Source organism: Marinobacter arenosus, assembly GCF_019264345.1.
Lineage (GTDB): Bacteria > Pseudomonadota > Gammaproteobacteria > Pseudomonadales > Oleiphilaceae > Marinobacter > Marinobacter arenosus.
Genome location: NZ_JAHVAO010000002.1, coordinates 82,524 through 108,101 on the forward strand (window position 1 = coordinate 82,524; position 25,578 = coordinate 108,101).

24 protein-coding genes and 1 tRNA gene are annotated in these 25,578 nt (G+C 59.3%); 14 read left to right on the forward strand and 11 right to left on the reverse strand.

Annotation, left to right across the window (positions count from 1 at the left end):
* The first annotated feature begins 32 nt into the window (after positions 1 to 32).
* On the forward strand, positions 33 to 1,934 hold the full coding sequence (locus tag KXD86_RS14760) for a hypothetical protein (RefSeq protein ID WP_218636922.1): 1,902 nt from the start codon (positions 33 to 35) through the stop codon (positions 1,932 to 1,934).
* Between the two features lie 98 nt (positions 1,935 to 2,032).
* On the opposite strand, the gene KXD86_RS14765 is transcribed toward KXD86_RS14760, so the two are convergent.
* Positions 2,033 to 2,119 (reverse strand) — tRNA-Leu (locus tag KXD86_RS14765).
* 255 nt (positions 2,120 to 2,374) lie between these two features.
* Here KXD86_RS14765 and rnr point away from each other — a divergent pair.
* The 8 genes from rnr to alr all read left to right on the forward strand — a co-directional run bounded on the left by rnr (position 2,375) and on the right by alr (position 10,634).
* The gene (gene rnr / locus KXD86_RS14770) at positions 2,375 to 4,945 is read left to right on the forward strand and encodes a ribonuclease R (RefSeq protein WP_218636923.1); all 2,571 of its coding nucleotides are present in this window, start codon (positions 2,375 to 2,377) and stop codon (positions 4,943 to 4,945) included.
* Positions 4,946 to 4,960: 15 nt separating this feature from the next.
* Positions 4,961 to 5,698, forward strand: a complete 738-nt coding sequence (gene rlmB / locus KXD86_RS14775) for a 23S rRNA (guanosine(2251)-2'-O)-methyltransferase RlmB (RefSeq protein ID WP_218636924.1) — start codon at positions 4,961 to 4,963, stop codon at positions 5,696 to 5,698.
* A 241-nt stretch (positions 5,699 to 5,939) separates the two neighbouring features.
* Entirely contained in the window at positions 5,940 to 6,356 is a 417-nt protein-coding gene (gene rpsF / locus KXD86_RS14780; RefSeq protein WP_218636925.1) for a 30S ribosomal protein S6, read from the forward strand.
* 25 nt (positions 6,357 to 6,381) lie between these two features.
* On the forward strand, positions 6,382 to 6,612 hold the full coding sequence (gene rpsR, locus KXD86_RS14785) for a 30S ribosomal protein S18 (protein WP_007154918.1): 231 nt from the start codon (positions 6,382 to 6,384) through the stop codon (positions 6,610 to 6,612).
* Between the two features lie 26 nt (positions 6,613 to 6,638).
* Positions 6,639 to 7,505 carry a YybS family protein gene (locus KXD86_RS14790; protein WP_218636926.1) on the forward strand — a complete coding sequence of 289 codons (867 nt, stop codon included), beginning with the start codon at positions 6,639 to 6,641 and terminating at the stop codon, positions 7,503 to 7,505.
* Between the two features lie 19 nt (positions 7,506 to 7,524).
* Positions 7,525 to 7,971 carry a 50S ribosomal protein L9 gene (gene rplI / locus KXD86_RS14795; protein WP_218636927.1) on the forward strand — a complete coding sequence of 149 codons (447 nt, stop codon included), beginning with the start codon at positions 7,525 to 7,527 and terminating at the stop codon, positions 7,969 to 7,971.
* A gap of 180 nt (positions 7,972 to 8,151) precedes the next feature.
* On the forward strand, positions 8,152 to 9,558 hold the full coding sequence (dnaB, locus tag KXD86_RS14800; protein WP_218636928.1) for a replicative DNA helicase: 1,407 nt from the start codon (positions 8,152 to 8,154) through the stop codon (positions 9,556 to 9,558).
* Positions 9,558 to 10,634 carry an alanine racemase gene (gene alr, locus KXD86_RS14805; protein ID WP_218636929.1) on the forward strand — a complete coding sequence of 359 codons (1,077 nt, stop codon included), beginning with the start codon at positions 9,558 to 9,560 and terminating at the stop codon, positions 10,632 to 10,634. The genes dnaB and alr overlap by 1 nt, the downstream gene beginning before the upstream one ends.
* 22 nt (positions 10,635 to 10,656) lie before the next feature.
* On the opposite strand, the gene KXD86_RS14810 is transcribed toward alr, so the two are convergent.
* The gene (locus KXD86_RS14810) at positions 10,657 to 11,013 is read right to left on the reverse strand and encodes a hypothetical protein (protein ID WP_218636930.1); all 357 of its coding nucleotides are present in this window, start codon (positions 11,011 to 11,013) and stop codon (positions 10,657 to 10,659) included.
* A 161-nt stretch (positions 11,014 to 11,174) separates the two neighbouring features.
* Between KXD86_RS14810 and KXD86_RS14815 the strand changes: the two genes are divergently transcribed.
* Positions 11,175 to 12,050: an SDR family oxidoreductase gene (locus tag KXD86_RS14815; protein WP_218636931.1), complete on the forward strand. Its 876-nt coding sequence runs from the start codon at positions 11,175 to 11,177 to the stop codon at positions 12,048 to 12,050.
* Positions 12,051 to 12,070: 20 nt separating this feature from the next.
* Here the strand turns inward: KXD86_RS14815 and fnr are convergent, their stop codons facing one another.
* Together fnr and fabB are read right to left on the reverse strand one after the other, a co-directional pair.
* Positions 12,071 to 12,823 (reverse strand): fumarate/nitrate reduction transcriptional regulator Fnr, encoded by a 753-nt coding sequence (gene fnr / locus KXD86_RS14820; RefSeq protein WP_218636932.1) that lies wholly within the window; start codon positions 12,821 to 12,823, stop codon positions 12,071 to 12,073.
* A 140-nt stretch (positions 12,824 to 12,963) separates the two neighbouring features.
* Positions 12,964 to 14,172, reverse strand: coding sequence for a beta-ketoacyl-ACP synthase I (fabB, locus tag KXD86_RS14825; protein ID WP_218636933.1), 1,209 nt, complete (start codon positions 14,170 to 14,172; stop codon positions 12,964 to 12,966).
* A gap of 217 nt (positions 14,173 to 14,389) precedes the next feature.
* Between fabB and KXD86_RS14830 the strand changes: the two genes are divergently transcribed.
* Both KXD86_RS14830 and KXD86_RS14835 read left to right on the forward strand, forming a co-directional pair.
* Positions 14,390 to 14,923 (forward strand): Mpo1 family 2-hydroxy fatty acid dioxygenase, encoded by a 534-nt coding sequence (locus tag KXD86_RS14830; protein WP_218636934.1) that lies wholly within the window; start codon positions 14,390 to 14,392, stop codon positions 14,921 to 14,923.
* 86 nt (positions 14,924 to 15,009) lie between these two features.
* The gene (locus tag KXD86_RS14835; RefSeq protein ID WP_218636935.1) at positions 15,010 to 15,777 is read left to right on the forward strand and encodes an AraC family transcriptional regulator; all 768 of its coding nucleotides are present in this window, start codon (positions 15,010 to 15,012) and stop codon (positions 15,775 to 15,777) included.
* On the opposite strand, the gene ylqF is transcribed toward KXD86_RS14835, so the two are convergent.
* Complete coding sequence (gene ylqF, locus KXD86_RS14840; RefSeq protein ID WP_218636936.1) at positions 15,734 to 16,666, reverse strand: ribosome biogenesis GTPase YlqF; 933 nt, start codon at positions 16,664 to 16,666, stop codon at positions 15,734 to 15,736. The genes KXD86_RS14835 and ylqF overlap by 44 nt on opposite strands.
* Before the next feature lie 242 nt (positions 16,667 to 16,908).
* On the opposite strand from ylqF, the gene KXD86_RS14845 reads away from it, so the two are divergent.
* Complete coding sequence (locus KXD86_RS14845) at positions 16,909 to 17,364, forward strand: Spy/CpxP family protein refolding chaperone (protein WP_218636937.1); 456 nt, start codon at positions 16,909 to 16,911, stop codon at positions 17,362 to 17,364.
* 64 nt (positions 17,365 to 17,428) lie between these two features.
* Here KXD86_RS14845 and KXD86_RS14850 read toward each other — a convergent pair whose 3' ends face one another.
* From KXD86_RS14850 to KXD86_RS14865, 4 genes are all read right to left on the reverse strand, one after another.
* A complete protein-coding gene (locus tag KXD86_RS14850; RefSeq protein WP_218636938.1) occupies positions 17,429 to 19,930 on the reverse strand; it encodes an efflux RND transporter permease subunit in 2,502 nt (833 codons plus the stop codon).
* A gap of 99 nt (positions 19,931 to 20,029) precedes the next feature.
* Entirely contained in the window at positions 20,030 to 21,079 is a 1,050-nt protein-coding gene (gene lipA / locus KXD86_RS14855; protein ID WP_218636939.1) for a lipoyl synthase, read from the reverse strand.
* 130 nt (positions 21,080 to 21,209) lie between these two features.
* On the reverse strand, positions 21,210 to 22,487 hold the full coding sequence (locus KXD86_RS14860) for an O-acetylhomoserine aminocarboxypropyltransferase/cysteine synthase family protein (RefSeq protein ID WP_218636940.1): 1,278 nt from the start codon (positions 22,485 to 22,487) through the stop codon (positions 21,210 to 21,212).
* An 89-nt stretch (positions 22,488 to 22,576) separates the two neighbouring features.
* A complete protein-coding gene (locus KXD86_RS14865) occupies positions 22,577 to 23,791 on the reverse strand; it encodes a serine hydrolase domain-containing protein (protein ID WP_218636941.1) in 1,215 nt (404 codons plus the stop codon).
* 148 nt (positions 23,792 to 23,939) lie between these two features.
* On the opposite strand from KXD86_RS14865, the gene KXD86_RS14870 reads away from it, so the two are divergent.
* Positions 23,940 to 24,272 (forward strand): DMT family transporter, encoded by a 333-nt coding sequence (locus KXD86_RS14870; RefSeq protein ID WP_218636942.1) that lies wholly within the window; start codon positions 23,940 to 23,942, stop codon positions 24,270 to 24,272.
* 56 nt (positions 24,273 to 24,328) lie between these two features.
* On the opposite strand, the gene KXD86_RS14875 is transcribed toward KXD86_RS14870, so the two are convergent.
* On the reverse strand, positions 24,329 to 24,733 hold the full coding sequence (locus KXD86_RS14875) for a hypothetical protein (protein ID WP_218636943.1): 405 nt from the start codon (positions 24,731 to 24,733) through the stop codon (positions 24,329 to 24,331).
* Between the two features lie 171 nt (positions 24,734 to 24,904).
* Positions 24,905 to 25,087, reverse strand: coding sequence for a hypothetical protein (locus KXD86_RS14880; RefSeq protein ID WP_218636944.1), 183 nt, complete (start codon positions 25,085 to 25,087; stop codon positions 24,905 to 24,907).
* Between the last annotated feature and the right edge of the window lie 491 nt (positions 25,088 to 25,578).

Genomic DNA, 25,578 nt, shown 5'->3' on the forward strand with positions numbered 1-25,578 from the left:
ACAACCTCTAACAAGGATAAACGGTTGCCGCGATGAAACGCCTCCCGAGTCTCTCCGTCTTCACTCTTGCCTTCGTCCTGACCGGTTGCGGTGAGGAATCTGATCAGTTGCCGGTCGATGGCAGGGAATTCGATGGTGTTGAATACAGCCAGTCATCGGTTTACACCGGGAAGGTCATCGATGGTTACCTGAATAATGCCCGGGTCTGGCTCGACATGGATGGCGACAGTCAGTACACCGCCGGGCCGCTGACCATCACCCTGGACAATGGCTCGGATGTGGTTCTGGAGTCGGGGGAGCCCACCGCCATGAGCGGTCCGGGTGGAGCCTTTTCCCTGGATGTTTCGGAATTGTCCGTTGACCCTGTGGTCGGGCCGGACTTGGATCCCCGCGACTATCCCCTGATCGCCCTGGCCATTCCGGGGCAGACGCTGGAAGAGACCCGCGCCGGCGATGTGGTCATTACCGACGCCTTCATGATGTCGGCGTCACCGGGGCTCCGTAACGTCACGCCGCTGACCACGCTGGCCAGGTTTCGGGGCTTGGCGGGCCTGCCCGAGGGGGCGGGGGACGATCTGGACGCCAGCCTGGTTGACCTGAATCTGGTGCGTGACTATGTCCTCGCCGGCGACGAGCAGGCCCATGCCTATGCCCGGGCCCTTGCGCGGTTCATGGCCAGTCAGTTGCCCCGGGAGTATGGCGACTTGCTGGCGGCGCCCGGAAGCGACGGTACCGAGCGGTACCTGAGTCCCCAGGCGGCCTTCCTTCTCGGTATCTCGCTGGTCCAGAACGCCAACCAGGTGATCGGCGTGGTCGATGAAGCGGCGAACGGCGATTACGCGAATGTCGATGTCACTGCGCTGACCCTGCCGGAGGTTCCGCTGGAACTGAGTGATCCGGCGTTGCTGACCAAGCAACGGATCTTCGCGCAACCGGAGCGGTCCGGTACCTTGCCGACGAACCTCTCGGACCTGCTGTTATCAGCGGAGATTTCCTTCGACTACAGCGAAGATGGTCGCATCCAATCGGTGTCCGCGGAGGGCTGTCTGGCGCCATCGATGCCGGAACTGGCACGGCTTGTTTCGGTGGGTGGCTATGTCGCCAATCTCGGTACCCAGTGGCTGCCGTCTGCCGCCTTGTCGGCCCAGAGCCGGATAAACTTTGATAACGCCGGGATTGATGAACGGCTTGAGTTCGATTGGGCAAACAATCGGATCTACTTCGAGACAACCACCACCTGCCACGATCAGGAAGGTATCTTCGCAGGGTCCAGTGAGCTGGGCGGCAGCCCGGAAGTCACCTACAGCTGGACCATGCAGGATGGCAGCCTGACCGAGCTGATTGCTCAGATCCCCCAGCCCGGGGGCGGTACGCTGGTCCGGACACTGGAGCCGCTCACAACCAATGCGACGACTGGTTTTCCCGGATACCGTCTGAGTGAAGAGGGCGCAGAGCAGGAATCACTGGCGTTCAACGAAGTCCTCACTGACTGCACCGTGGCGCCGGCGGCGGTGGGCATGGATCTCGTTGTCAGCGCGTCTCAGGCCTACGACTTTTCGGGCTATTCACCGCAACCGGCGACCTTTGTCGACCTCGTTCTGGAGTTCGATGCGCGGGCGTTCGCGTATCCGGGGCCCCAGGACAGCCTGACGGTCAGGCGACCCCTGCGGTACGGATTCCTGGACCCGGCATCGGCCAGTCTGACCAACGTCGAGTCAGACGGGAGCCTGGAATGGGCAATGTTTTATCCACCGGTCGGCGGCGAGGCGTTTGTGGCGGCCCAGCCCAACCTCATTGAAGAGGCCTACCTGAGAAAATACAACAGCGGTTTGGTCTGCGGTCGGGCGTTCGAGGAGCAGCAGGCAGGCGCCTTTGCGCGCGTGGAGTATCAGTACGAGGCGCTGTCTGAATATCTGGTCGGGTTGCTGCAGTAAGGCGGCATCCGGCCAACGCAACGTTCCAGACCGAATGCGGTCAGGGCTGAGAGAACTTGCTGGATGCTTGGGATCTGAACACTTCCTGAGGGAGGAAGTGGTGCCGAGGAGAGGACTTGAACCTCCACGGGGTTGCCCCCACTAGCACCTGAAGCTAGCGTGTCTACCAATTTCACCACCTCGGCAGGTGATTTGCAGAGCCGCCCTTAGTTTATTGAAAACTCGGCGTTTCTGCCAGCGTTGAGGCGTGTCCCTCAACCGATGGCGCGTACTTTAATAATTCCCGGAAAAGCTGTCAAACTTTTTTTGCAGAAATGGTGGGCAGGTATTTGTGCCTATTCCGGGCGCCTTGTTAGGCAGCAGCGGCATCCCAACGTTATACTGCAGAACAAATGAATGAACCTGTGCCGATGTGGCGCAGACATACAGCAAGGATCCGAATGGTTTCCAGGAAGAAAACTGACCGGGACCCGCACGCCAACCGTGAGGCCCAGAAATACGAGAATCCCATTCAGAGCCGGGAATTCATTCTCGGTCATTTGAAGGAGAGAGGTGCACCGGCAACCCACGAGACACTGTGTGGCGAGCTGGGGCAAACGTCGCCAGAGGGTATTGAGGCCCTGCGGCGTCGCCTGATTGCCATGTGCCGGGACGGGCAGCTTATCTGTAACCGTCGCGGCGCCTACCTCCCGATCGAAGAGGCAGATCTGGTCACCGGCCGTGTCATCGGACACAAGGACGGCTTCGGCTTCCTGGTGCCGGATGATGGTGGCTCTGACCTGTTCCTGACCGCCCGCCAGATGCGCCAGGTGTTCCATGGCGACCGGGTGGCGGCCCGTGTTGACCGGGTCGATGACCGGGGGCGTCGGGAAGGGGTGATTGTCGAGGTGCTTGAGTACCGGACCAGTCAGACCGTTGGGCGCTTTTTCCAGGAAAGCGGCATCAGTTTCGTGGTGCCGGAGAATGCCCGCATCAACCACGAGGTTCTGATCCCCCAGGAGCATGCCGGGGGAGCCCGTCACGGGCAATACGTGGTGGTGGACATCATCCGTCAGCCAAGTGTTCGTACCCAGCCCCTGGGGAAAGTGGTCGAGGTGTTGGGTGAGCACATGGCGCCCGGCATGGAAATCGATGTCGCCATTCGGTCATACGATATCCCCCACAGTTGGCCGCCGTCAGTGGGCGAGCAGGTGGCAAAGATTCCGGAAGAAGTCACCGAAAAAGACAAGGAAAATCGGGTTGATATCCGCAATCTCCGGTTGGTGACCATTGACGATGAAACCGCTCGGGATTTCGATGACGCGGTCTACTGTGAGCCCCGGCCGCGGGGCGGATACCGCCTGATCGTCGCAATAGCCGACGTTTCCCACTACGTCCGTCCCGGTACGCCACTCGATGAAGAGGCAGTGAATCGCAGTACCTCGGTGTACTTCCCGGATCACGTGGTTCCGATGCTGCCAGAGAAGCTCTCGAATGGCCTCTGCTCGCTGAACCCGGGCGTCGATCGCCTGTGTATGGTGGCCGACATGACCATCAGTGCTGCGGGCAACATCAGTGGCTACAGCTTTTACCAGGCAGTGATGTACAGCCATGCGCGCCTTACCTACAACAAGGTAAGCGACATGCTGGAGCACCCCGATTCCGAGTCGGGCTATCGTCTGTCGGAGCAGTACGCCCACGTCCTTCCGCAGCTGCACAATCTGTACGGGCTGTATCAGCTGCTGCGCGAGGCGCGGACCGAACGCGGTGCGATCGATTTCGAAACCACGGAAACCAAGGTCGTCTTCGATGCCAACCGGAAAATCGAAGAGATTGTGCCGGTTACCCGTAACGACGCTCACAAGATCATTGAGGAATGCATGTTGTGTGCGAACGTCGCCACAGCCCGATTCCTCAAGAAACATAAGATTCCTGCGCTTTACCGGGTCCACGATGGGCCCTCCGAAGAGCGCCTGAATGCGGTCAGACTGTTCCTCGGCGAGCTGGGGCTGCAGCTGGGTGGCGGAGATAATCCCACGTCCGCCGATTATCAGGCGTTGCTCTCCGAGATTGCCGAACGGTCGGACGCGAATGTCATTCAAATGGTCATGCTGCGCTCCCTCAGTCAGGCGGTATACAGTCCTGAGGAAGGGGGTCACTTCGGTCTTGGCTTTGCGGGCTACGCGCATTTCACCTCGCCAATCCGGCGTTACCCGGATTTGATCGCCCACCGGGCGGTGAAGTCCGTTATTCACGGCGATAACGCGTCAAAAGACGTGGTCAAACCGCCGAAATCGGACCCGGCGCTGGCCGAATACCCCTACGATTTTCCTCAGATGGAACGTCTGGGGGAGCATACTTCGATGGCCGAGCGCAGGGCGGATGATGCCACCCGGGACGTCATGGCCTGGCTCAAGTGCGAGTACCTCCGCGACCACGTCGGGGAGGAATACGACGGCGTCATTGCCGCTGTGGTGCCTTTCGGGTTCTTCGTGGAGCTGTCCGGTGTCTACATCGAGGGTCTGGTCCATGTGTCGACGCTGAGCGGGGATTACTTCCACCACGACGCCGCCAAGCATCGACTGATCGGGGAGCACACCGCGATGAGCTTCAGGCTTGGCGATGAGGTCCGGGTCAAGGTTGTTCGGGTCGGCATGGAGGATCGCAAGATTGACCTGGAACTGATCAGCGATCCAGTGCACCGTCAGGCGGATCGTGACGCTCTGGCCGTTCCCAAGTCTGATGAGCGTGGCAAGGGGAAGGGCAAGCGTACCGGTGGAAAAGGCAAGGCGGGAGCCCGGGAAAAATCGGGTCCCAAGGGGCGTGCGCCGGCTGACGGTGAGCTGAAGCGTCCACGCAAAAAATCCGGTGGCAAGGCGCCCGCCAAACCCGCGACGCCCGCAAAGGCTTCCGGTGCCGATAATGAGCCGCCATCGGCCAGGGATGAGCTGGTTGCCCAGGCTGCCAAGCTCGCATTAGAGAAAGGCAAGAAGTCCGGTCAGGGCGATAAAAAACGGAAACCCCGCAAGTAACAGGAATCAGAGCCAGTGTCCGGAGAGTTTGTATTTGGTTGGCATGCGGTTGAGGCGGTTCTCAAGCGTGAGCCCGAGAGATTGCAGCAGGTCTGGATCCAGACCGGTCGTCAGGATAAGCGGGTAAAAAGCGTCACCGACGCCCTTGATGCCCTTGGTGTTCGCTGGAAGGTGGTGCATCGCAGGGAACTGGATGAACGGGTGTCCGGCGTCCATCAGGGCGTCGTGGCGGCGGTCAGTGAAAGTCGTGAATGGACGGAAGACGATCTGCTGGCCCAGCTCGCTGGCAGTGACAAGCCGCCGTTTCTGCTGGTGTTGGACGGCGTCACTGATCCTCATAACCTCGGAGCGTGCATGCGCACGGCGGATGCCGTAGGTGTCCAGGCGGTCATCGTTCCCAAGGACAAGTCCGCGTCACTGACGCCCGTGGCCCGCAAGGTGGCGTGTGGCGCTGCTGAGACCGTGCCCTTTGTTCGTGTGACCAATCTCGCCCGTTTCCTGCGCACCCTCAAGGAGTTGGGTATCTGGCTGATCGGAACCGCCGGTGAGGCCGATGCCACGCTCTTTCAGGCCGATTTCAAGGGGCCGGTGGCACTGGTCATGGGTGCCGAGGGGAAGGGGATGCGCCGTCTGACCCGGGAGCATTGCGACCAGCTCATCAATATTCCGATGCTGGGTCACGTGGACAGCCTCAACGTATCCGTGGCTACGGGTGTTTGCCTATACGAAGCCCTGCGCCAGCGCCTTGGTTAACCCTTGCACAGAAGCCCCCGGCCGCCTAGAATACGTGACCCCTTTTCCAAGGGGTGGTTTTGTATTGCCTGCTCGTCAGGCCTCCAAAATCCAGCTTTTGATCAAGCCTTTCTTGTAAGGCCTTATTGATAAAGCAAAAAAACGGCAGCCCAGGCTGTCACCTCCTTGCTTTCACGTTTAACCGGTTGGGCCAGGCGCCCGAAGGTTGAAAAGAAAGCTGTTTAAACCGTAGGGAGAACTCATGCGTCACTACGAAATCGTTTTCATGGTACACCCGGATCAGAGCGAGCAGGTGCCCGCGATGATCGAGCGTTATACCAGCGTCATCACTGAAGATGGCGGTCAGGTACATCGCCTTGAAGATTGGGGCCGTCGTCACCTGGCTTACCCGATCAACAAGATTCACAAGGCTCACTACGTGCTGATGAACGTTGAATGTTCACAAGCCGCAATGGACGAGCTGACTCACAACTTCCGGTTCAACGATGCCATCATCCGTGACCTGATTCTGCGTCGCGATGAAGCCGTTTCCGATCTGTCTCCGTTGAAAGCCGCCGAGTCCCGTGAGGACCGTCGTTCTGGTGGAGATGACCGTCCGCGCCGCTCAGCCGAATCCGACGACCGTCGCAAGGCTGAGACTCAGGACGAAGAAGAGTAATTAACCGGAGTTGAGGAGTTAAGTTATGGCTCGTTTTTTCAGACGTCGTAAGTTCTGCCGTTTCACGGCAGAAGGTGTTAAAGAGATCGATTACAAGGATCTGGACACCCTGAAAGGCTACATCACTGAAACCGGCAAAATCGTGCCCAGCCGCATCACCGGCACTAAAGCACGTTATCAGCGTCAGCTGGCTACCGCTATCAAGCGTGCCCGCTACCTGGCACTGCTGCCGTACTCGGACAGCCACGACAACTAAGTAACAGATAAACAGGACTTGGGACCATGCGTGCACTTGCACAGTATGTAATGCGCGGTCCCCTGCAGGCCGGCGGGGTAGCAGCAGTCACGACTGCCATACCTTTGCTGTTCTGGATTGGCGCAGCGGTTGTCGGCCTGGTTATTCTCAGGCTTGGCATCAGTCAGGGGTTAAACATTGGCCTCTGGGCACTACTTCCGGCGCTCGGTTGGAGCTGGTTCGGGCAAGACCCGACAGCCCTGGCGGTGCTGCTTCAGGTAATGTTGATGGCGTCATTGCTCAGAACCACGCTGTTCTGGGAAAGAGCCCTCCTCGGGGGGAGTTTTCTGGCAATCGTCACGGGGCTCATGTTGCCCGTGATCTACCCCGCTCTGTTGGACGATCTGGTCCAGGCCGGGGTGAGCTTTTACGAACAGTACAATGCCGACGTGGCCCAGACCCTTGGGGGCGACCTCGAGAAAGTCATACGGGACACCATGAATGCCAGTATGGCGGGTACCTACCTCGCCACTGGCATCGGCATGACGATGCTGGCCAGGTCATGGCAGGCGGGGCTTTATAACCCCGGCGGATTCCGCAAGGAGTTCCATGCCCTGAGACTGTCGCCCGCCGTTGCGGTAGTGTGTGCGGTCACCATGGTGGTTGGTCCGATACTTGGGCTGAACGCCATGCTGCTGGTCTGGGTGGCGGGTACGCCCCTGTTCCTGGCGAGCGTGGCCCTGGTCCACGGCCTCGTTGGACGTAAAAAGCTGAGTGGGCAGTGGCTGGTGCTGTTCTATATTGCACTGGTTCTGTTGGGCCCAAGCCTGATGATTCTGTTAGTAGTTCTGGCTTTTGTGGATAGCTGGCTGGATATCCGGGGGCGTATAAAACCTGCCGGGCCGGCTGAATAAGCACGAAGAGGTTAACGAGATGGAAGTTATTCTGCTCGAGAAAGTAGCAAACCTTGGATCCCTGGGTGACAAGGTAAAGGTTAAGGCCGGTTACGGTCGTAATTTCCTGCTTCCGTATGGCAAGGCTGTACCTGCCACCGAAGCAAACCTGAAGGCGTTCGAAGAGCGTCGCGCAGAGCTTGAAAAAGCGGCTGCCGAGAAACTGGCTGCTGCCCAGGCCCGCGCCGAGGCTCTGGAAGGTGCGTCCTTCACCATCAGCTCCAAGGCTGGTGACGAAGGCAAGCTGTTCGGTTCTATCGGTGTTCGTGACATCGCAGACGCGATCACAACCGGTGGCACTGAAGTCGAGAAGAGCGAAGTTCGTCTGCCTGAAGGTCCGATCCGCGTGACCGGCGAGTACGACATCGAGCTGCAGCTGCACTCCGACGTTGAAGTAACTGTCAAGCTGGCGGTTGTTGCAGAGTAATCTGCAGCAACACTGGCCAGGCCGGGTCACCCCGGCCGCGCTTGATTGAACGGGCCCGAGCCGGAGACGGTTTCGGGCCCGTTGCTTTCTGGTATTCTTAGCTTTTTGTAAGCCTTCTCCCATTCCCGAAGCGTTCCCCGTAAACTGTGTGCTTCGTGGTATCCAGCTGAAGACGTTGTTATGGCCAAGCCCAACCTGAAATCCGCCAACTCTGATCTAGAAACCAGTCGCATCAAGGTCCCCCCGCATTCCGTCGAGGCGGAGCAGGCGGTACTCGGTGGCCTGATGCTGGACAATCGCCGGTTTGACGAGATTTCAGAGATCATTTCCGCTGTCGATTTCTACCGGCAGGATCACCGTCTCATTTTCGGCGCTGTCGAGCGACTGGCCAGTGAAAGTGAGCCTCTGGACGTCGTCACCCTGGCGGAATTTCTCGAACGCGCCGGCGACATCGAAGATGCCGGCGGACTGGCCTACCTTGCCGAGCTGGCCGAGAAAACGCCCGGTGCGGCGAACATCCGGGCCTATGCCGATATCGTTCGTGAGCGTTCGATCCTGCGCCAGTTGGTGGAAGTATCCGGCAAGATTTCCGATTCTGCGTTCAATCCCCAGGGACGAAACAGTAACGAGATCCTTGATGAGGCCGAACGCAACGTCTTCCAGATTGCCGAATCCCGAGTCAAGGAAGGTTCCGGTCCCCAGGCCATCAATCCGATCCTGACCAAGACCCTGAGCCGCATTGAGGAGCTCTTCGAGTCGGGCGAGCAGACCACGGGCCTGACCACCGGATTCCGGGACCTGGACGACCGGACATCCGGGATGCAGCCCGCCGACCTGATCATTGTGGCGGGCCGGCCTTCCATGGGTAAGACCACCTTCGCGATGAACATCGTCGAGAATGCCCTGATCAGCACGGGCACGCCGGTCCTGGTGTTCAGTATGGAAATGCCGGCAGACGCCCTGGCCATGCGGATGCTGTCCTCCCTGGGCCGCATCGACCAGACCAAGGTCCGGGGCGGCAAACTCGAGGAAGACGACTGGCCGCGCCTGACCTCGGCCGTCAGTCTGCTCAAGGACAAGCCCCTGTACATTGACGACACCCCGGGCCTCAGCCCCACGGAAATGCGCTCAAGGGCCCGGCGCATCGCCCGGGAGAACGACGGCAAGATTGGCCTGATCATGGTCGATTACCTTCAGTTGATGCGCGTGCCCGGCAACACGGAGGGCCGGACCGCGGAGATCTCCGAGATCTCCCGCTCCCTGAAGGGGATCGCCAAGGAATTGAGCTGTCCGGTGGTGGCCCTGTCGCAGCTGAACCGGAGTCTCGAGCAACGGCCCAACAAGCGGCCGGTGAACTCGGACCTGCGGGAATCCGGTGCGATCGAGCAGGACGCCGACGTCATTATGTTCGTCTACCGCGACGAGGTTTACAACGAGGACACGCCGGACAAGGGCATTGCCGAAATCATCATTGGCAAGCAGCGGAACGGGCCTATTGGTACGATCCGGCTGGCCTTTATCGGCAAATACACCAAGTTTGAAGATCTGGCGCACGGGGATTACGGCGATTACGGTGGTGATTACTGATGCCCCGAAGCACTGTTGCCCGAATTGATCTGGAGGCGTTGCGCCAAAACTTTCGGCTGGCTTCTGAGCGAGCCGGCACGGCACAGGCCATGGCGGTGGTCAAAGCCGACGGTTACGGTCATGGCATCGTTCCGGTGGCGAAGGCGCTGGCGGCGGATGCCCAGAAGTATGCGGTGGCTTGTCTGGAAGAGGCGTTTGCCATCCGAGACGCCGGTCTGCGACAGCCCGTGGTGATGCTGCAGGGCGTGCATGCTGAGGGTGATCTTGAGCTGTGCGTGCGACGAGGTTTCGAGCCGGTTCTGCACAGTCATCAACAAATTGACTGGTTGGCGCAGAGTGAGGCGCGGCCAACGTTCTGGATCAAGATTAACACCGGGATGAACCGTCTTGGATTTCTTCCGGCGGAAGTGGAAGACGTCATGACGCGGCTGGATTCGATGGGTGCCCGCTCGGGCGTGCTGGGTTTTATCACCCACTTTGCCTGCGCGGATGACCTCGACAGCCCCATGACGGCCGAACAGACGGCCCGGTTTGAGGAAGCGACGGTGCCCTGGCCCGAGCTGATGCGGAGCGTTGCCAATTCTGCAGCCCACTTTGTTCCTGGTCAGGCGATGTATGACTGGAGCCGCCCCGGCATCATGCTGTATGGCGGTTCGCCATTGGTAGGCAAGACTGGCCCCGAGCTGGGACTGAAGCCCGTAATGTCGCTTGAAGCACCTCTGATCAGCATCCGAACGGTGCGGGCAGGAGAAACGGTGGGCTATGGCGCCGGTTTCCTGGTGGATCGGGACATCCGCATGGGTATGGTGGCCGTCGGCTACGGTGACGGTTATCCTCGTCACGCCGGAACCGACACGCCCGCCGCCGTGAACGGTCAGCGTATCCGCCTGATTGGTCGCGTCTCGATGGACATGCTTGCGGTTGATCTGACGAACGCGCCCGATGCGAAGGAAGGGGATCCGGTCGAACTGTGGGGGCAAACGGTGGGTGTTGACGAGGTGGCGACGTGCGCGGGAACCATCTCCTATGAGCTGCTTACCGGCATCACGGCCCGGGTGCCCAGGGAATACCGGTAAACAGTCAGGGATTGGTCACCGTTCAGCCTTGTTCCGGCTCGTGGATGATCTCGTCAATGAAGTCGAGAATGGCCGCGAGGCTCTTGTCATCGAGTTTTTTCAGGACCTTGTGAACCACCATTTTACTGCCTTTTAGCATGCTGCTGATGCCCATCCGGGCCATCCCCATCATCATGCTGCTGGCGTTCAGGCGGCGCAGTGGCTCCAGGAAGAAGAAGTCGAGTCCCGCCTCGGTCAGCTCTACAATGAGCTCGAACAGCTTGTCGATGGCTTCCCGGTCGGCCTTGCCGCGGTCCCGGAGCTGACTCACGGTGTAAAGAGCTCGGGTGCGAAGTTCGTCTGGAATCGGCGCCACGATGTGGCTCTGTTGTTTCAGCATGGTGGGTCCTGTTGTTTTATGCGTCTGAAAGAAAAGGCAAAAGTTAAACTGTTGGCGTTTCCTCTTGGCTGTTATTGTAGGGATCGGTGGTGGTAAGCCATTGGCCTGACCGGTCCGGGAAACCCGTCATATCAGTGATATTCTGGAGGAATTGACCCCCCGTGCATGTGCTTGTCGTTCATGATTATGGCCCACTGGGTAAACTGGTGCTGGAGCGTTTGCGTGAGACGCCGCTGCAGGTAAGTCCCCTGTTGGTCAGCGATCCTGCCAGTGCGGATCTCAATGCCCTTGAGAACTGGATTCCCGAAGATGCCGATCTGATCGTCAACGCCCTCTGGCTGTCGGATCCGGAGGTTGCCCAGAACGATCCGGAAGACACCCACAAGGCCGCTTTCTCCTTGCCGGTGGCCATGGCTGAGTATGCGGCGGAGCGTGGCATGGCGCTGCTGCAGCTTTCCTCCTGTTACGTGTTCGATGGCCGCAAGCAAAGTGGGTACATCACCTCGAACCCCGGGCAGCCGGTCAATGAGCTGGGCAACTGGCAGTGGGAGTGCGAGCAGGCACTGCGAACGCTCCTGCCTCGACACATCATTCTTCGCACCGGCTGGAGTCTGTCGCGTTTTATCCGCAAAGTGCAGGCAAGCACTGCGGCCGGGGAGACACTGTCATTGCCGGGCCGGTGCCGTGGCCAGCCCGTCGCGGCTCGCGACCTGGCGAGGGTGATGACCGCCGTGATCCAGCAAATCGATTGTGGTGCCGAAGTCTGGGGCACCTACCAATACGCCGGTGCCGAGGAGATCAACCTGTACGAGCTGGGGCTGGCAATCGCCGGTCTGCCGGGGATTCCCGAAGGTATCCGGGTGGTGGACGAGGTGCCGGACTGGGGGCACCTGGAACCGATCAATACCACATTGATCTGCACCAAGATCCGCAACACCTTTGGCATCAAGCAGCTGCCGTGGCGCTCAGGGCTGGTGGATGAGTTGGAGATGCTGAAGACTTCGAGTGGCCGAGGCGTGAAGGCGCCGGCTGAATAGCAGCCGGCGTTTCGGATGACTTACTGGCTGCCCTGCCGCGAGAATTCCCGGGTGACCATCTGCAACGCTTCCACGTCCAGAAGTTCAACCTCGCGACCGCGGGCCTTGATGATGCCCTGATTCTGGAATCGGGTGAAAACCCGGCTAACGGTTTCTACGGCCAGGCCGAGGAAATTGGCGATGTCGTTGCGCGCCATGGGCAGGCTGAAGTTGGTGCCGGACATGCGCCTGCGCTGAAAACGGCTGGACAGCGATAGCAGCAGCGCCGCAATACGCTCCTCGGCAGTATTCTTGCTCAACAGCATGGCGAGCTGATGGCTGTTCTGAATCTCCTGGCTCATCAGGTGGTACATGTGGTGCTGCAGGTCCGGCAGCTTGCCGGTCAGTTCCTCCAGCTTTTCCACCGGAAATTCGCACACGCTGGTTCGTTCCAGAGCCTTGGCGGTGCAGGCATAGCTTTCGCTGCTCATGCTGTCCAGGCCAATCAGTTCGCCAGGCATGAAAAAGCCGGTGACCTGTTCCTCGCCACCCTCAGTAATAATCGAGGTTTTCACGGAGCCGCTGCGCACCGCGTAGCAGGAGCGAAAGGGCGTGCTCTGATCAAAAATGTGCTCACCCCGATTGAAGATACGCCCCTGCTGGACAATGTCCTCCAGCCTGGCGAGGTCGTTTTCTTCGATCGCAAGCGGCAGACACAGGTTGCTCAGGCTGCACTGGTGGCACGAGGCTTTGAGTGGGGATGAAGCCTGACGGAGTCGGATTGCTTGGGACATATCAGGAGAACCGTCCGAATTGATTCATGTCAAAGGGTACTTTAGTACGGAATGGCTTCAATGCCAATGATCCAGACCATGCCAGAGAGTATACAACACGGATGGGATGCGGGCCTGAAAGGCCCGCAAATTTTCCCGATTTACAGCTTCTCGAACACCAGCGAGGCGTTGGTGCCACCAAAGCCAAAACTGTTGGACATCACCGTAGACAGGTCGGCCTCCTGCGATGCCGGGCCTACCAGTGGCATGTTGCTGATTTTCTCATCCAGATCCTTGAGGTTCGCAGTGCCGGCGATGAAACCGTTTTGCAGCATCAGGAGTGAATAGATCGCTTCGTGCACGCCGGCGGCCCCGAGTGAGTGGCCGGACAGGGATTTGGTTGAGGAAATCGCGGGAATGTCATCGCCAAAGGTATTCCGTACCGCGCCCATCTCTGCCACATCGCCCACAGGCGTGCTGGTGCCGTGTGCGTTGATGTATTGAACCTTGCCGCGAATCGTCGCCATGGCCTGGTTCATGCACCGCTGGGCGCCTTCGCCGGAGGGCGCGACCATGTCATAACCGTCCGAGGTTGCGCCATAGCCGGTCAGTTCCGCAATGATGTTGGCCCCGCGTTTCCGGGCGTGCTCCAGTTCCTCCAGTACGACCATGCCGCCGCCGCCGGCAATGACAAATCCGTCGCGGCCACTGTCGAACGGGCGCGATGCGGTCTCCGGAGCTTCGTTGTACTTGGTGGAGAGGGCACCCATGGCGTCAAACATCATGGTCAGGCTCCAATCTTCTTCTTCACCGCCGCCGGCGAAGACAATGTCCTGCTTGCCGGCCTGGATCTGCTCCATGGCGTGACCGATGCAGTGGGCACTGGTGGCACAGGCCGAGGACATGGAATAGTTCACGCCCCGGATCTTGTAGGCGGTGGCCAGGCAGGCCGACACCGTGCTGGTCATGATGCGTGGCACCATGTACGGCCCGATACGTTTGACGCCTTTCTCCCGCATGATGTCGGTCGCCTCCACCTGGCTGGAGCAGGAAGCCCCGCCGGAGCCGGCAATCAGGCCAGTGCGGTCATTGGAGATCAGGTCTTCGGTCAGGCCGGCCTGGGCGATGGCCTGTTCCATGGACAGGTAGCTGTACATGGCCGAGGGGCCCATGAACCGGCGAATCTTGCGATCAATGACCGAGGTGTCCACGTCCGGTGAACCGGAAACCTGGCTGCGAAACCCCATTTCCTTGTAGGTTTCATTGAACCGAATGCCGGATTTTCCGCTTTTCAGGCTTTCCGTTACCTCGTCCAGTGAGTTACCGAGGCAGGAAACAATGCCCATACCGGTGACGACAACGCGTCTCATACTTTCCTCCTTTACGACCCGCCAGACATGGCGAAATCATGTGATCAGTGACGTTATGACCAGTTTAGGCTTTTTGCCGTGGCGGGGATATTTGACCTTGGTAAGGGGCGGTGGAACCGGTCCGAAAACCCGGGGTAATAGCCGTTACGTACAAGGCCCTGGAAACGGAGCCTGATAAAGTGATCAATATCAAAGACAACAACAAGGTGAGAGGTCTATGCGATCGTTACCGCAATTTTTGAGTGATTACGGCGAGAGCCACCGGAATTCGTTCAACCAGTGGGTGCACATCGTGTGTGTGCCGGCCATCGTGTTTTCAACCCTGGGCCTGCTCTGGCTCATTCCCATCGGCAGTTGGCTGGGTCTGACCGGCACGGCCGGTGAGTGGGTCAATGGCGCAACCCTGTTGGCGGTGCTGTCCGGCCTCGTGTACCTGCGGCTGTCGCTCGGGGTGTTCGTGCTGATGGCGGGCTGGTTCGCCGTTTCGGCCTGGATTATCCAGGGCGTTATCGCGGCCGGTTGGTCCCTGTTCTGGACCAGTCTCGTGGTCTGGATCGCGGCCTGGGCTTTGCAGGTGTACGGCCATAAGGTTGAAGGGAAAAAACCGTCGTTCGTGGAGGACCTGGTGTTTCTGCTGATTGGGCCCATTTTCGTCAGCATCGAGTTCGGCGCCAAGGTCGGACTGCCTGTGCCTTATGCCCTGAGCCGCGATGGCAAGGATCAGCACGGAGGTTCCGTTCAGGGGCACTGAATGCCCACGCGACGGGGCCATGCTGGCGAAACCGCTGACCTGGGGTATGCTTTGGGCACAGTAGAAATTCACTGACCGGCCCGATTATGCAGCATACGCCCAACGGCACCCTGTTCCTCTGGCCCGATCACTGGCAGGTGGTCGGGCATCTGATGCCCAATCGTCCGCACCGCCATATCAGTGCCTCGTGGCTCGTCGGCCTGGATGGCCCCTTCCGGCTCCAGGTCGGCGGCCAATGGCGATCGACATCGGCGGCGCTGGTGGCGCCCGATGCCGTTCAGGCACTGGAGCCCGGTGGCGGTCGCATGTGGTGCGCGCAGCTCGATCCGGACAGCCACTTCTGGCGCGCCCTGCAGCCGCTTCTGAACGGCCGACAAACGGTCGATATCGCATTGTCGGCGCACCACCTGTCGAGCCTGGAATCGGACACCTGTCAGTTGGTCCGGCAATCCCTGTCGACGGCAATCGAGCGACTTGGGGGCTCGCCGGTGCCGGTGGACCCCCGCGTGCGAACAATCTGCGATTACCTTCGCACAGAGTTGCCCGAGAAAGTGGATGTATCGTGGCTGGCAGAGTCGGTAGGGCTGTCGTCGTCGCGACTCAGCCACCTGTTCCGACAGGAAATCGGTGTGCCGATGCGACGGTTTCTGCTGCATTTGAAGATGAACCGTGTGTTGGCCCACTGGGAGCCCGGGAAGTCCATGTCCGGGCTGGCGATGGACGCCGGGTTCTATGACCAACCCCATTTTGTTCGCACCGTCCGGGACATGTTTGACGCCTTGCCGTCCGAGTACGTCTCCAACGGCGGGTTCAGGGTTTGCCGTTGCGGCCCTTCTTCTTCCCCTTCGCCTTGAGTTCTTCCCGGGCGGCCTTTTCAGCGGCGGCCTGAGCGGCTTCTTCGGCTTCTTTTTCGACCATGGCCGGGGTTTCCAGGGAGATGCGCCCGAGCGTACCGGCGCGGAATTCGTTCAGCAGGATCTCGGACACCTTATGAAGGTCCGGAATACCGCCACGGCCAAAAAAACGTCGCTTGGCGGCGATTTCATCCATCAGACCAATGCCGTCGGCGGGCAGCTCATCCAGGCCATAGCGGGCCATTACCAGGTCCGGGTAGGCTTCACGCAGGTAGTCTGCCTCAAACAGGGCGACGTCCTCGAAATCAAGGACCGAACTGCGGATGGCGCCGGTGACCGCCAGCCGATAGCCACAGGCTTCCGGTGACAGCTTGGGCCAGAGGAAGCCGGGCGTGTCGTACAGCAGGATGTTGTCGGGCAGTTTGATGGCTTGCTGGGCCCGGGTCACGGCCGGCTCGTTTCCGGTTTTGGCGGCGGGCCGACCTGCCAGGGTATTGATGATGGTGGATTTGCCGACGTTCGGGATGCCCAGAATCATCACCCGCAATGCGCTTTTCTGGCGATCATGCTCGGGCGTCATTTCCTCGGCCAGCTTCAGGATACCCAGGGCTTCGCTGCGCTGGTTGTGGGTCAGTGTAATGGTGCGTACGCCCCGCTCCTGCTCGAGCCAGGCCTGCCACTCTGCGGTTATCCCGGGATCCGCCAGATCGCGTTTATTGAGTACCTTGATCAGAGGCTTGTCCCCACGCAGGGCAGGCACCAGCGGATTTTCGCTGCTGAACGGGATGCGCGCATCCAGGACCTCGATAATAAGGTCCATCTGGGGCATGACCTGTTTGATCTCCTTGCGGGCCTTGTGCATGTGCCCTGGAAACCAGTTAATCGCCATCTCGTCTACTCCGCGGGTCGTTGAACGGCGCCATTATGAAGGGGAATGACCAAATTTTCACATTTGTTTAGAACCGCCTGTGTGGCGGGCTGAGGGTAAACAGAGTGAGAAGTGTGTACAAAAAGGAGGGGTATCGGGGTGAACAACGGCGCCAGGATGTTTTAGGGTGTACAGCCTGAATGACGAAACCAACGCAAATCGGTGGCGTTTCCGATGTGGCCACCCTGTAAACGGAGAACCTTATGAAGCTCGCAAAATTGTTTGGTACCGCCCTTGTTGCCGTGAGCCTTTCCGCTCCGGCGCTGGCCCAACAGGCCGCTGGCGGTCAGCCGGATCAGGTGGATCAGTTGGCGCAGATGGTGGGTCTTTCTGACGACCAGCAAACCGAGATCCGGGGTATCATCGACGAGATGCAGGGCAAGATCGCCGAACTCCGTCAAGAGGCGCGCGCGCTTCAGCAGCAGATGCAGGCCGAGATCAAGCCGGACTTCGACGAAGACTCCATCCGCGAAAATGCCGAGGAACTGGGCGACCTGACTGGAGAGATCGCAGCGCTCTCGACCCTCATGCAGGCGAAAGTCGACAGCGTGTTTACCGAGGAACAGCGCGAGACGCTGGACCAGCGCATGCAGCAGATGCAGCAGCAAATGCAGCAGCAGCGCCAGATGATGCAACAGCAGCAGGGCCAGGGTCAGTAACGACGTGCCTGTTCCCAGTGCATTATGAAAAAGGCCGCATCTTCGGGTGCGGCCTTTTTTTGGCTCAGGTTCCTGCGCTGGTGCCCGGGCCGAAGGGTTTGACCATGATCAACAGCCGGGGCAGCAGCGTCAAGGCGCCCAGCAAGGCCATGAACATGGCGAAACCGGTGAACAGACCAAAGTAAATGGTCGGGATGAAGTTGGAGAGCACCAGAATCGAAAAGCCGGCAATGATGGTCAGGGAGGTGTAGAACATGGCCCGGCCGATGCTTCGGTGGCACCGGTGCATGGTGGCAAGGTAGTCCCCGTCTTTTGCGAATTCGGTTTTGAACCGGTGCAGGTAGTGAATGGTGTCGTCCACGGCAATGCCCACGGTAATGGCGGCCACGGTGATGGTCATCATATCCAGCGGAATGCCCAGCCATCCCATCAGGCCAAGGACCGAGCCGGCAGCGATCAGGTTGGGTGCGATGCCGATCAGGGCCAGTTTTAATGAGCGGAACAGCAACAGGAACATCGCCATAATGGCCAGGAAGACCGCGCCTATGGTCTTGATCTGGGAATCGAACAGGCTCTGGAGCATGTTGTTGTACATGACGGTCATACCCGCGAACAGCACCTGATCCTCGTCGTAGTCGAGCTCGTTGGTCAGGTGTGAGTGGATGCGGTCAAGCAGGGCCTGGCGCCGAAGTTCGGGCATGGTTTCCAGAATGCGGACACTGAAACGGGCCTGGTCGTGTTCCTCGGAGATATAGGGCGTCAGCAGAACGTCCTGCAAATCATCCGGAACCGCCGCCGGCACAAACGCCAGCTCCAGGGCGTCCAGTCGCTCGCCCTGGTTGATCTGTGCCAGGATATCGAGGGTGGAGGTGATGGACAGGACCTTGCCGGTTTCCGGCAGACTATCGAGGTAGTTGTGCACCTCCTCCAGTTTCTGCATTTTCTGGTAGGTGTACCAGGTGTCCCGGTATTCCTCGCCACCTTCACACTCCTCCACAAACGGATCGCAGCCACTGGCGAAGGGATCACTGTCTGTGGTGACATTTTCCGGCGGTGCCTCGTCGGTGATGACGATGTCCAGCGGTGTGGTACCACCCAGGCGATTGTCGATGGTGATCATGCCCTGGTGGATTTCGGTCGAGGACTTGAAGTAGTCGATGAAGCTGTTTTCCACCGTCAGTTTGCTCACGCCCACCGCACACAAGACCGCGATCGCCGCCGATCCCGCCAGAACGGTTTTGCCAAAGCGCTCGGTGAAACCGGCAAAGGTCTCGGTAAACGGCACCCGATTGGACAACACGTTTTTATCCAGCGGCGGGGGCAGAATGCGCAGCAGCGCGGGGAAAATGATGAAGGTGATCAGGAAAGCCACGGTGAGGCCGAGCGTCATCATCCAGCCGAAATCGATGACCGGGCGGATGCCACTGAACGTCAACGAGCCAAACGCAACGATGGTGGTGATGGCCATGTAGAAACAGGGCTTGAGCATCGCCATCACCGTTTTGCGCAACGAGTCCTTGGGGTCGGCCTCCGGTTCGTCGTGCTGAAATTCCCGGTAGCGGACAATCAGGTGAATGGTGAGAGACAAAGTCATGATCAGCAACAGCGCAATGAAGTTCGCGGAGATCACCGTTACCGGCCACTGAGCCCAGCCCAGAAAGCCAACCATCAACCACACCGTAAAGCCACAGCACAGAGTGGGTATCAGCACCCAGCGCCACTGGCGGAAGATGATCGCCAGGGTGAGCAACAGAAAGGCCAGTACCCCGAACCCGAAGGTCGAAAGGTCGTTCTGGATAAAGCGAATCATGTCCGAGACGATCATAGGCACGCCACCAAGATGAATCTCCGCCTGGTCCCGGTACCTGTCCAGAATGGTGCGCACGGTGGCAATGGTGGCGTCACGCTCCTGGCCGAGCTTTCCGGTGTAGTCTATGAATGTCTGCCGGACCGTTTCCAGCTGGGCCCGTTCAGCATCAGACGCCTTGCCGCCTGCAACCTTGTCGCGCAGCTCGTTACGCTGCTGAAGCAGCTCGAAGTAGCGCTCCGGCGTAGGCAGATTGACCTGGATGGCCGTCGTTTTCGCATCCTCGCTGATCAGCAGGTTGGGGTAGAGCGGGTTGTTCAGGAGCGCTTCCCGGGCTGTTTCCGGGGGGACATTGTCGGCATCGATCGTTTTGATCTCGCTGTCGACGGTGTCCAGGGTCAGGTCGGGGCTGTGCAGCAGAGGTACGTTCAGAATGCTGTTGGTGGAACCGACCGCGTCGAGCGCCTGCAGCTCATCCCTCAGCGCGCGAAGGTGGTCGAGCCCCTGTTCGGAGAACAGTTCGCGTTTCGGGGTGTAGGTAACAATGAGAAAGTCGTCGGAGGTGGTGAACCGGCGATGGACCTTCCGATACTGTTCCAGCGACCGGTCGTCTTCCAGGACCAGGGATTCGGCCGAGGCGTCCAGCCGGAACTCGCCAAATTTCACTGCGGCCAGACCCAGTAACAGGCCGAAAACGGTTAGGACAACAACGGGGTGGGGAAGGATCAGGCGATCGTACAGGGCGCGTAACCGGTTCATGAAGCAACAACTCTGCTGGAAAACGAGTGCAGAGTGTGCCACAAACTTTCGGTGACTGTGACCTTTGGCGATGTCGCCGGGGAAAAGCGGCTTGCCGCGTCAGTCGACCGCTTTGACCGGAATCTGCATGGCGTTGGTGGCCTGGGGTACTTCCGGTACGGCAAGACCGAGGTTGTTCTGGTCGAACACCTTGTCCGCACGGTAGCTGGAGCGAACCATCGGCCCGGAGGGCACCTCCATGAAACCCTTCTCCAGACCAATTTCCCGGTAGCGATTGAACTCTTCCGGGGTGACGTACCGTTCCACCGGCAGGTGGTTCGGCGTGGGCCGCAGGTATTGGCCCAGGGTCAGGATATCCACACCGATAGCGCGCAGGTCGTCCATGGTCTGGAGGATTTCCTCTTCGGTTTCACCCAGTCCCAGCATCAGGCTGGTTTTGGTGAGCACGTCGGGGCGGTATTGCTTGGCGTGTGCCAGAACGCTCAGGGTCTTCTCGTATCCGGCGCGGGGATCCCGCACCCGGCTGGTGAGGCGTTTCACGGTTTCAACGTTCTGGGCGAACACGTCCAGCCCGGAATCCACTACTTTCTCCACATGCGGCATGACGGCATCGAAATCCGGTGTCAGGGCCTCGACGGCCACTTCCGGCGTGCGCTGTTTGATCGCCGATACGCAGGCGGCGTAGTGGGCGGCGCCGCCATCGTCCAGATCGTCGCGGTCTACTGAGGTCAGAACGATGTAACGCAGGCCCATCAGCTCGACGGACTTGGCGGTGTTCTCGGGTTCCTCGTGATCCAGCCAGCCTTTGGGGTTGCCGGTATCTACCGCGCAGAATTTGCAGGCCCGGGTGCAGACTGAACCCATCACCATGATGGTGGCCGTGCCGGCCGTCCAGCACTCACCAATATTGGGGCAATGGGACTCCTGGCAGACCGTACTCAGGCGGTGTTCGCTGACATTCTTACGCACCGCTTCGTAGCGCTCGCCCCCTGGCATGCGAGCCCTCAGCCATTTTGGCTTGCGCTCCACCGGCCTGGAATCCCGATTCTCGCCCGAGCTGCGCTTGATACCATCCTTGATGGCGGAAAAGCCGTGCTCATTACGGAATTTGGAACCACTGGTAATGCGGGGTTTTGCGCTGTCGCTCATTGCAACGGGACTCTCATGAAGGCTTGGTCAGCCTTCAAGAGTAATGGCCGGGACTCGGAGATACAAGGCAGGTACGGGCAATCACGGGGATGTGCCGGGCACGACATTGGTCGTACCCGGCAGGGAGCAATCAGGCGGTTGCAGCGTCCAGCGCCTGGGTGATGTCGGCGATCAGGTCGTCCACATGCTCGATGCCGATGGACAAGCGCACCAGATCCGCACTCACACCGGCGCTTTTCAGCTCCTCCGGATTCAGTTGCCGGTGGGTGGTAGAAGCCGGGTGGCAGGCCAGGGACTTGGCGTCACCAATATTGACCAACCGGTAGATCAGTTGCAGGGCATCGATGAACCGTGCTCCGGCCTCAAGGCCGCCCTTGATCCCGAAACTCAGGATGCCCGACGCCTTGCCGCCACAGATCTTCTCACAGGTCGCCTTGTAGGGGCTGCCATCGAGGGTGGCGTAGTTCACCCATTCGACGGAGGGATGGTCCTGCAGGAAGTTGGCAACTTTTTCCGCGTTCTCGCAGTGACGTTCCATGCGAAGGGCGAGGGTCTCCAGTCCCTGCATGATCAGGAAAGCATTGAAGGGGGCCAGGGCGGCTCCGGTGTTTCGCAGGGGAACCACCCTGCAGCGACCGATAAAGGCCGCGGGCCCGAGAGCCTCGGTATACACCACGCCGTGATAGGACGGGTCTGGCTCGTTCAGCATGGGGAACTTGTCGGCACTGGCTTTCCAGTCGAATTTGCCTGAATCCACCACGATGCCCGCCACGGTGGTGCCGTGGCCGCCGATGTACTTGGTGAGGGAGTGGACGACGATGTCGGCCCCATGCTCGAACGGTCGACACAGGAAGGGTGTTGCCACCGTATTGTCGACGATCAGCGGTATGCCATGCTTGTGGGCAATGTCGGCCCAGCGCTCGATATCCACCACATTGCCCGCCGGGTTGCCGATGGATTCGCAAAACAGGGCGCGGGTGTTGTCATCAATGGCTTTTTCGACCGCATCGAAATCATCGTGGGGCACCATCCGGCAGTCGATACCCTGGTTCGGCAGCGAATGGGCGAACAGGTTATAAGTGCCGCCATAAAGCTGGCTGGTGCTGACGATATTGTTGCCGACCTTGCAGATGGTTTGCAGGGCATAGGTGATGGCGGCCATTCCCGAGGCCAGCGCCAGTGCCCCAACACCACCTTCGAGTTGCGCCATGCGCTCCTCAAGCACCCCGTTCGTCGGGTTCATGATGCGCGTATAGATGTTGCCCTGCACCTTCAAATCAAACAGATCCGCACCGTGCTGCGTGTCATCGAAGGTATAGGAGGTGGTCTGGTAGATGGGCGTAGTCGCCGCATGGGTGGTCGGGTCTCCGCTGAAGCCCGCGTGTAAAGCCAGTGTCTCGAGTTTCATCGCAACTTCCTTGCTGTGTAATCATTGGTGTTGTTGGTTTCGCAAATCAGTATGCCACAGAGTATGCAAAGCGCAGATCCGTGCCCGGGTCAGACCAGGGCGCCGTGGACCATGGCTCGCAACTCCTGGCGCACAGGGTACGACGAAGAGGGTATCAACTGAGTCATGAAAATGACGACCATGTCCTCCTCCGGATCGATAAAGAAATTGGTGCTGGCCAGGCCGCCCCAGCCGTACTCACCCACGGAGCCATTGGTGTGCGATTTGGCGACGTCCGTCTTGACGGAAAAGCCCAACCCGAAACCATTGCCCTCGTAGGGCGTCTCGCTGAACGCGCCGATGGACAGCGCCGGCAGGTCCTGGTTTCCGGGCAGGTGATTGCTGCGCATGAACGCCAGGGTTTTCCGCCCTATGATGCGCTGGCCGGCGTATTCACCGCCCTGGCACAACGCCTGTGCGAAACGGTGGTAATCATCGACCGTCGACACCAGCCCCCCGCCGCCAGAAAGGAATGCCGGGGTGCGCAGGTAGCGGGATCGCGCTGGGTCGTCCTGCAACTTCATGGTGTTCCCCGGCTGGTGCAGGTAGCAGGCCGCAAACCGGTCCAGCTTGTCCTCCGGAACCTGGAAGCCGGTGTCGGTCATCCCCAGGGGCGCGAAGATGTGTTCCTGAAAATAGTCATCCAGAGGCTGGCCCGACAGCACCTGGACCAGGTACCCGACCACGTCAGTGGAAACCGAGTAGTTCCAGGCGGTACCCGGTGAGAATTCCAGTGGCAGCTCTGCCAATCGGTCGATCAGTTTGTCCAATGTGAGGGTGCCGCTGCCGTCCAGCTTGAGCTGGCGATAGGCGGCATCTACATTGGTGCGCTCAAGAAACCCGTAGGTCAGGCCGGACATATGGGTGAGCAGGTCGCGAATGGTCATGCTGGCGGCGGCCGGCTCGGTCTGGAAGTCCGGCCAGGCACCGGCCTTGTACACCGACAGGTTTTTCCACGAGGGGATGTACTTGTGAACCGGATCGTCCAGCAGAAAGCGGCCCTGTTCGTACAACTGCATCATGGCAATGGAGGTGACCGGCTTGGTCATGGAATAGATCCGGAAGATGGTATCTCGCCGGGCTGGCTTGTTGCGCTCAACGTCCATCAGCCCCTGAGCCCGGGTCCAGACCACCTCGCCATGCCGGGCCACCAGGGTTACGGCCCCGGGAAGCTTGCCAGGCTGGATGTAGCTTTCGTCAAGGTGGCGGGTAATGCGCTCCAGTCGGTCGAGCGACAGGCCTGCGACGGTGGTGGTTTGCGGCATGAACAGGTCCTCCGGGTAAAACGGGAGCTTATGCCATTCTTTCCATCGGGTGAAGGGGGGCGCCCCCGGTTGGATCGCTTTCGGTTTCTACGGTTCATTTTCCGGTTGGCGACAAGCACAATGGCCGCCTCGATGCAGGAGGTTAAACATGACGAACTGGGTATTTCTCGCGCTGGCGATCGTCGCGGAAGTGGTGGCAACGTCCTTCTTGAAGGCGAGTGAGGGCTTCAGCCGGCTGATGCCCTCCGTGGTTGTGGTTGTCGGGTACGGTGTCGCTTTTTACCTTCTGGGGCTGGCATTAAGAACCATCCCGGTGGGAACCGCGTACGCCATTTGGGCAGGTCTTGGAATTGTTCTGGTGGCGGCGGCCGGTTGGCTGGTGTTCGGTCAGAAGCTGGACGCGTGGGGTGTTGTCGGAATGGCGTTGATTGTGTCTGGGGTTTTCGTGCTGAACGTCCTTTCCAAGGCGGGCGCCCACTGAGGTGAAGACGGTTGCCCGAAACGGACGTTTCGGTCGCACACACTCTGCCATGGTCTTCAGCGTTCTTCAGTAATGAGCTTTGCCATGGTCCAATAAGTTGTGTGTGCAAGCACAAGCATTATGCCCGTCACGATGGCATCGACAGGTTCAATATCCAGCATCCAGATGCCGCAAAGAGAAAATGCCAGGAGCAGGACGAATTCAAAGCCGACGTAACACATCGATTTCTGGAACCAGCCCGCTTGTTGGTGCGCCGATTCCCCAAGGTCAGGCTGGTCATCGCCCCATCGCCGCTCGTACACCATCGTCCAGATCCGTGAAAGCGGGACAACGGTAATCGCGAACAGAAACGCCTGGTTTGCGCTCGTATCATGGAAGGTCATCATGGCGATGCCAATGAGCAGAACGGAGGCCAGGTCCAATGGGAGAGTTACAATGTTATCTTCGGTGTCCCGGAACATCCTCGAATCCGCTCTACACTACCGTTCGCGAAGTCTGTGTCGTTCACGGGAAACCAGCCTTGATGCACATCAATTTTCGAGCTTCTATCTAACGGGCGTTGAAATTGGCTCGTAGCCTGACTGCCGTCCCTGACCGTATGATGCCTGGGATCTTCCGGGCGAGAGACGTGTTCAGCCCCGCTCCCTGATGGCTTTGATGAATTCCGCAAGGTTGGGATAGAAGAAGACGGCGAGGCATATCCAGAAGATTCCGATGGACAGCACCGCTGTTTTGAAGCCGGTTCCCGCAATGGCGAGGGCAATCGGCACCACCACCAATGCAAGCAATGCGGGAATTGTGCTTCGGGGTTTCATGGGCGCTGCGATCCGATACAAGGTTCAAGGGTGATGTCCCCAGCATATCGAAAGAAGCCTCGGGCAACTGTCAAAGGTTGTGTAATCGGGGGAAGCAGGCCAAGGCCCTCGATCGAGAAAGGAGGGGCGCAGTGGTGCGGCAATAAAAAAGGGCTGCAACCGAAGTTACAGCCCTTTGAATCTTGGTAGCAAGGGGCGGAGTCGAACCGCCGACCCCAGCATTATGAGACCTGTGGAACCCGCACAGTAAAAGGAACAGGTGTTCAAATCAGCTATTTAAAGAAGCTGGCCGTTCGTTGGCAGACAACGAAGTACAGGTTGGTAGTCAAAGGGGCAACCCTTCCTATCGAAAGCCAACTCTTTTTCATTGCTTCCCCTGTTCTCAAAAGAATGCATTAGTCTAAGCAGTCGAATTGGTGGAAGGATCAAATGGAATAAACCATTAGATGGAACGATTACAGGGGCTGGACTAAGCTTTTGGATTATCGGTT

Bases quoted from the DNA above. Each gene is read 5' to 3' on its own strand.
- KXD86_RS14810 (WP_218636930.1), bottom strand. From the start codon at position 11,013: ATGCTGAAACAACAGAGCCACATCGTGGCGCCGATTCCAGACGAACTT.
- alr (WP_218636929.1), top strand. From the start codon at position 9,558: ATGCCCCGAAGCACTGTTGCCCGAATTGATCTGGAGGCGTTGCGCCAA.
- rplI (WP_218636927.1), top strand. From the start codon at position 7,525: ATGGAAGTTATTCTGCTCGAGAAAGTAGCAAACCTTGGATCCCTGGGT.
- KXD86_RS14865 (WP_218636941.1), bottom strand. From the start codon at position 23,791: ATGCCGCAAACCACCACCGTCGCAGGCCTGTCGCTCGACCGACTGGAG.
- KXD86_RS14860 (WP_218636940.1), bottom strand. From the start codon at position 22,487: ATGAAACTCGAGACACTGGCTTTACACGCGGGCTTCAGCGGAGACCCG.
- KXD86_RS14790 (WP_218636926.1), top strand. From the start codon at position 6,639: ATGCGTGCACTTGCACAGTATGTAATGCGCGGTCCCCTGCAGGCCGGC.
- lipA (WP_218636939.1), bottom strand. From the start codon at position 21,079: ATGAGCGACAGCGCAAAACCCCGCATTACCAGTGGTTCCAAATTCCGT.
- dnaB (WP_218636928.1), top strand. From the start codon at position 8,152: ATGGCCAAGCCCAACCTGAAATCCGCCAACTCTGATCTAGAAACCAGT.
- KXD86_RS14835 (WP_218636935.1), top strand. From the start codon at position 15,010: ATGCAGCATACGCCCAACGGCACCCTGTTCCTCTGGCCCGATCACTGG.
- KXD86_RS14870 (WP_218636942.1), top strand. From the start codon at position 23,940: ATGACGAACTGGGTATTTCTCGCGCTGGCGATCGTCGCGGAAGTGGTG.
- fabB (WP_218636933.1), bottom strand. From the start codon at position 14,172: ATGAGACGCGTTGTCGTCACCGGTATGGGCATTGTTTCCTGCCTCGGT.
- fnr (WP_218636932.1), bottom strand. From the start codon at position 12,823: ATGTCCCAAGCAATCCGACTCCGTCAGGCTTCATCCCCACTCAAAGCC.
- KXD86_RS14845 (WP_218636937.1), top strand. From the start codon at position 16,909: ATGAAGCTCGCAAAATTGTTTGGTACCGCCCTTGTTGCCGTGAGCCTT.
- KXD86_RS14760 (WP_218636922.1), top strand. From the start codon at position 33: ATGAAACGCCTCCCGAGTCTCTCCGTCTTCACTCTTGCCTTCGTCCTG.
- KXD86_RS14830 (WP_218636934.1), top strand. From the start codon at position 14,390: ATGCGATCGTTACCGCAATTTTTGAGTGATTACGGCGAGAGCCACCGG.
- rpsR (WP_007154918.1), top strand. From the start codon at position 6,382: ATGGCTCGTTTTTTCAGACGTCGTAAGTTCTGCCGTTTCACGGCAGAA.
- ylqF (WP_218636936.1), bottom strand. From the start codon at position 16,666: ATGGCGATTAACTGGTTTCCAGGGCACATGCACAAGGCCCGCAAGGAG.
- KXD86_RS14850 (WP_218636938.1), bottom strand. From the start codon at position 19,930: ATGAACCGGTTACGCGCCCTGTACGATCGCCTGATCCTTCCCCACCCC.
- rnr (WP_218636923.1), top strand. From the start codon at position 2,375: ATGGTTTCCAGGAAGAAAACTGACCGGGACCCGCACGCCAACCGTGAG.
- KXD86_RS14875 (WP_218636943.1), bottom strand. From the start codon at position 24,733: ATGTTCCGGGACACCGAAGATAACATTGTAACTCTCCCATTGGACCTG.
- KXD86_RS14880 (WP_218636944.1), bottom strand. From the start codon at position 25,087: ATGAAACCCCGAAGCACAATTCCCGCATTGCTTGCATTGGTGGTGGTG.
- rpsF (WP_218636925.1), top strand. From the start codon at position 5,940: ATGCGTCACTACGAAATCGTTTTCATGGTACACCCGGATCAGAGCGAG.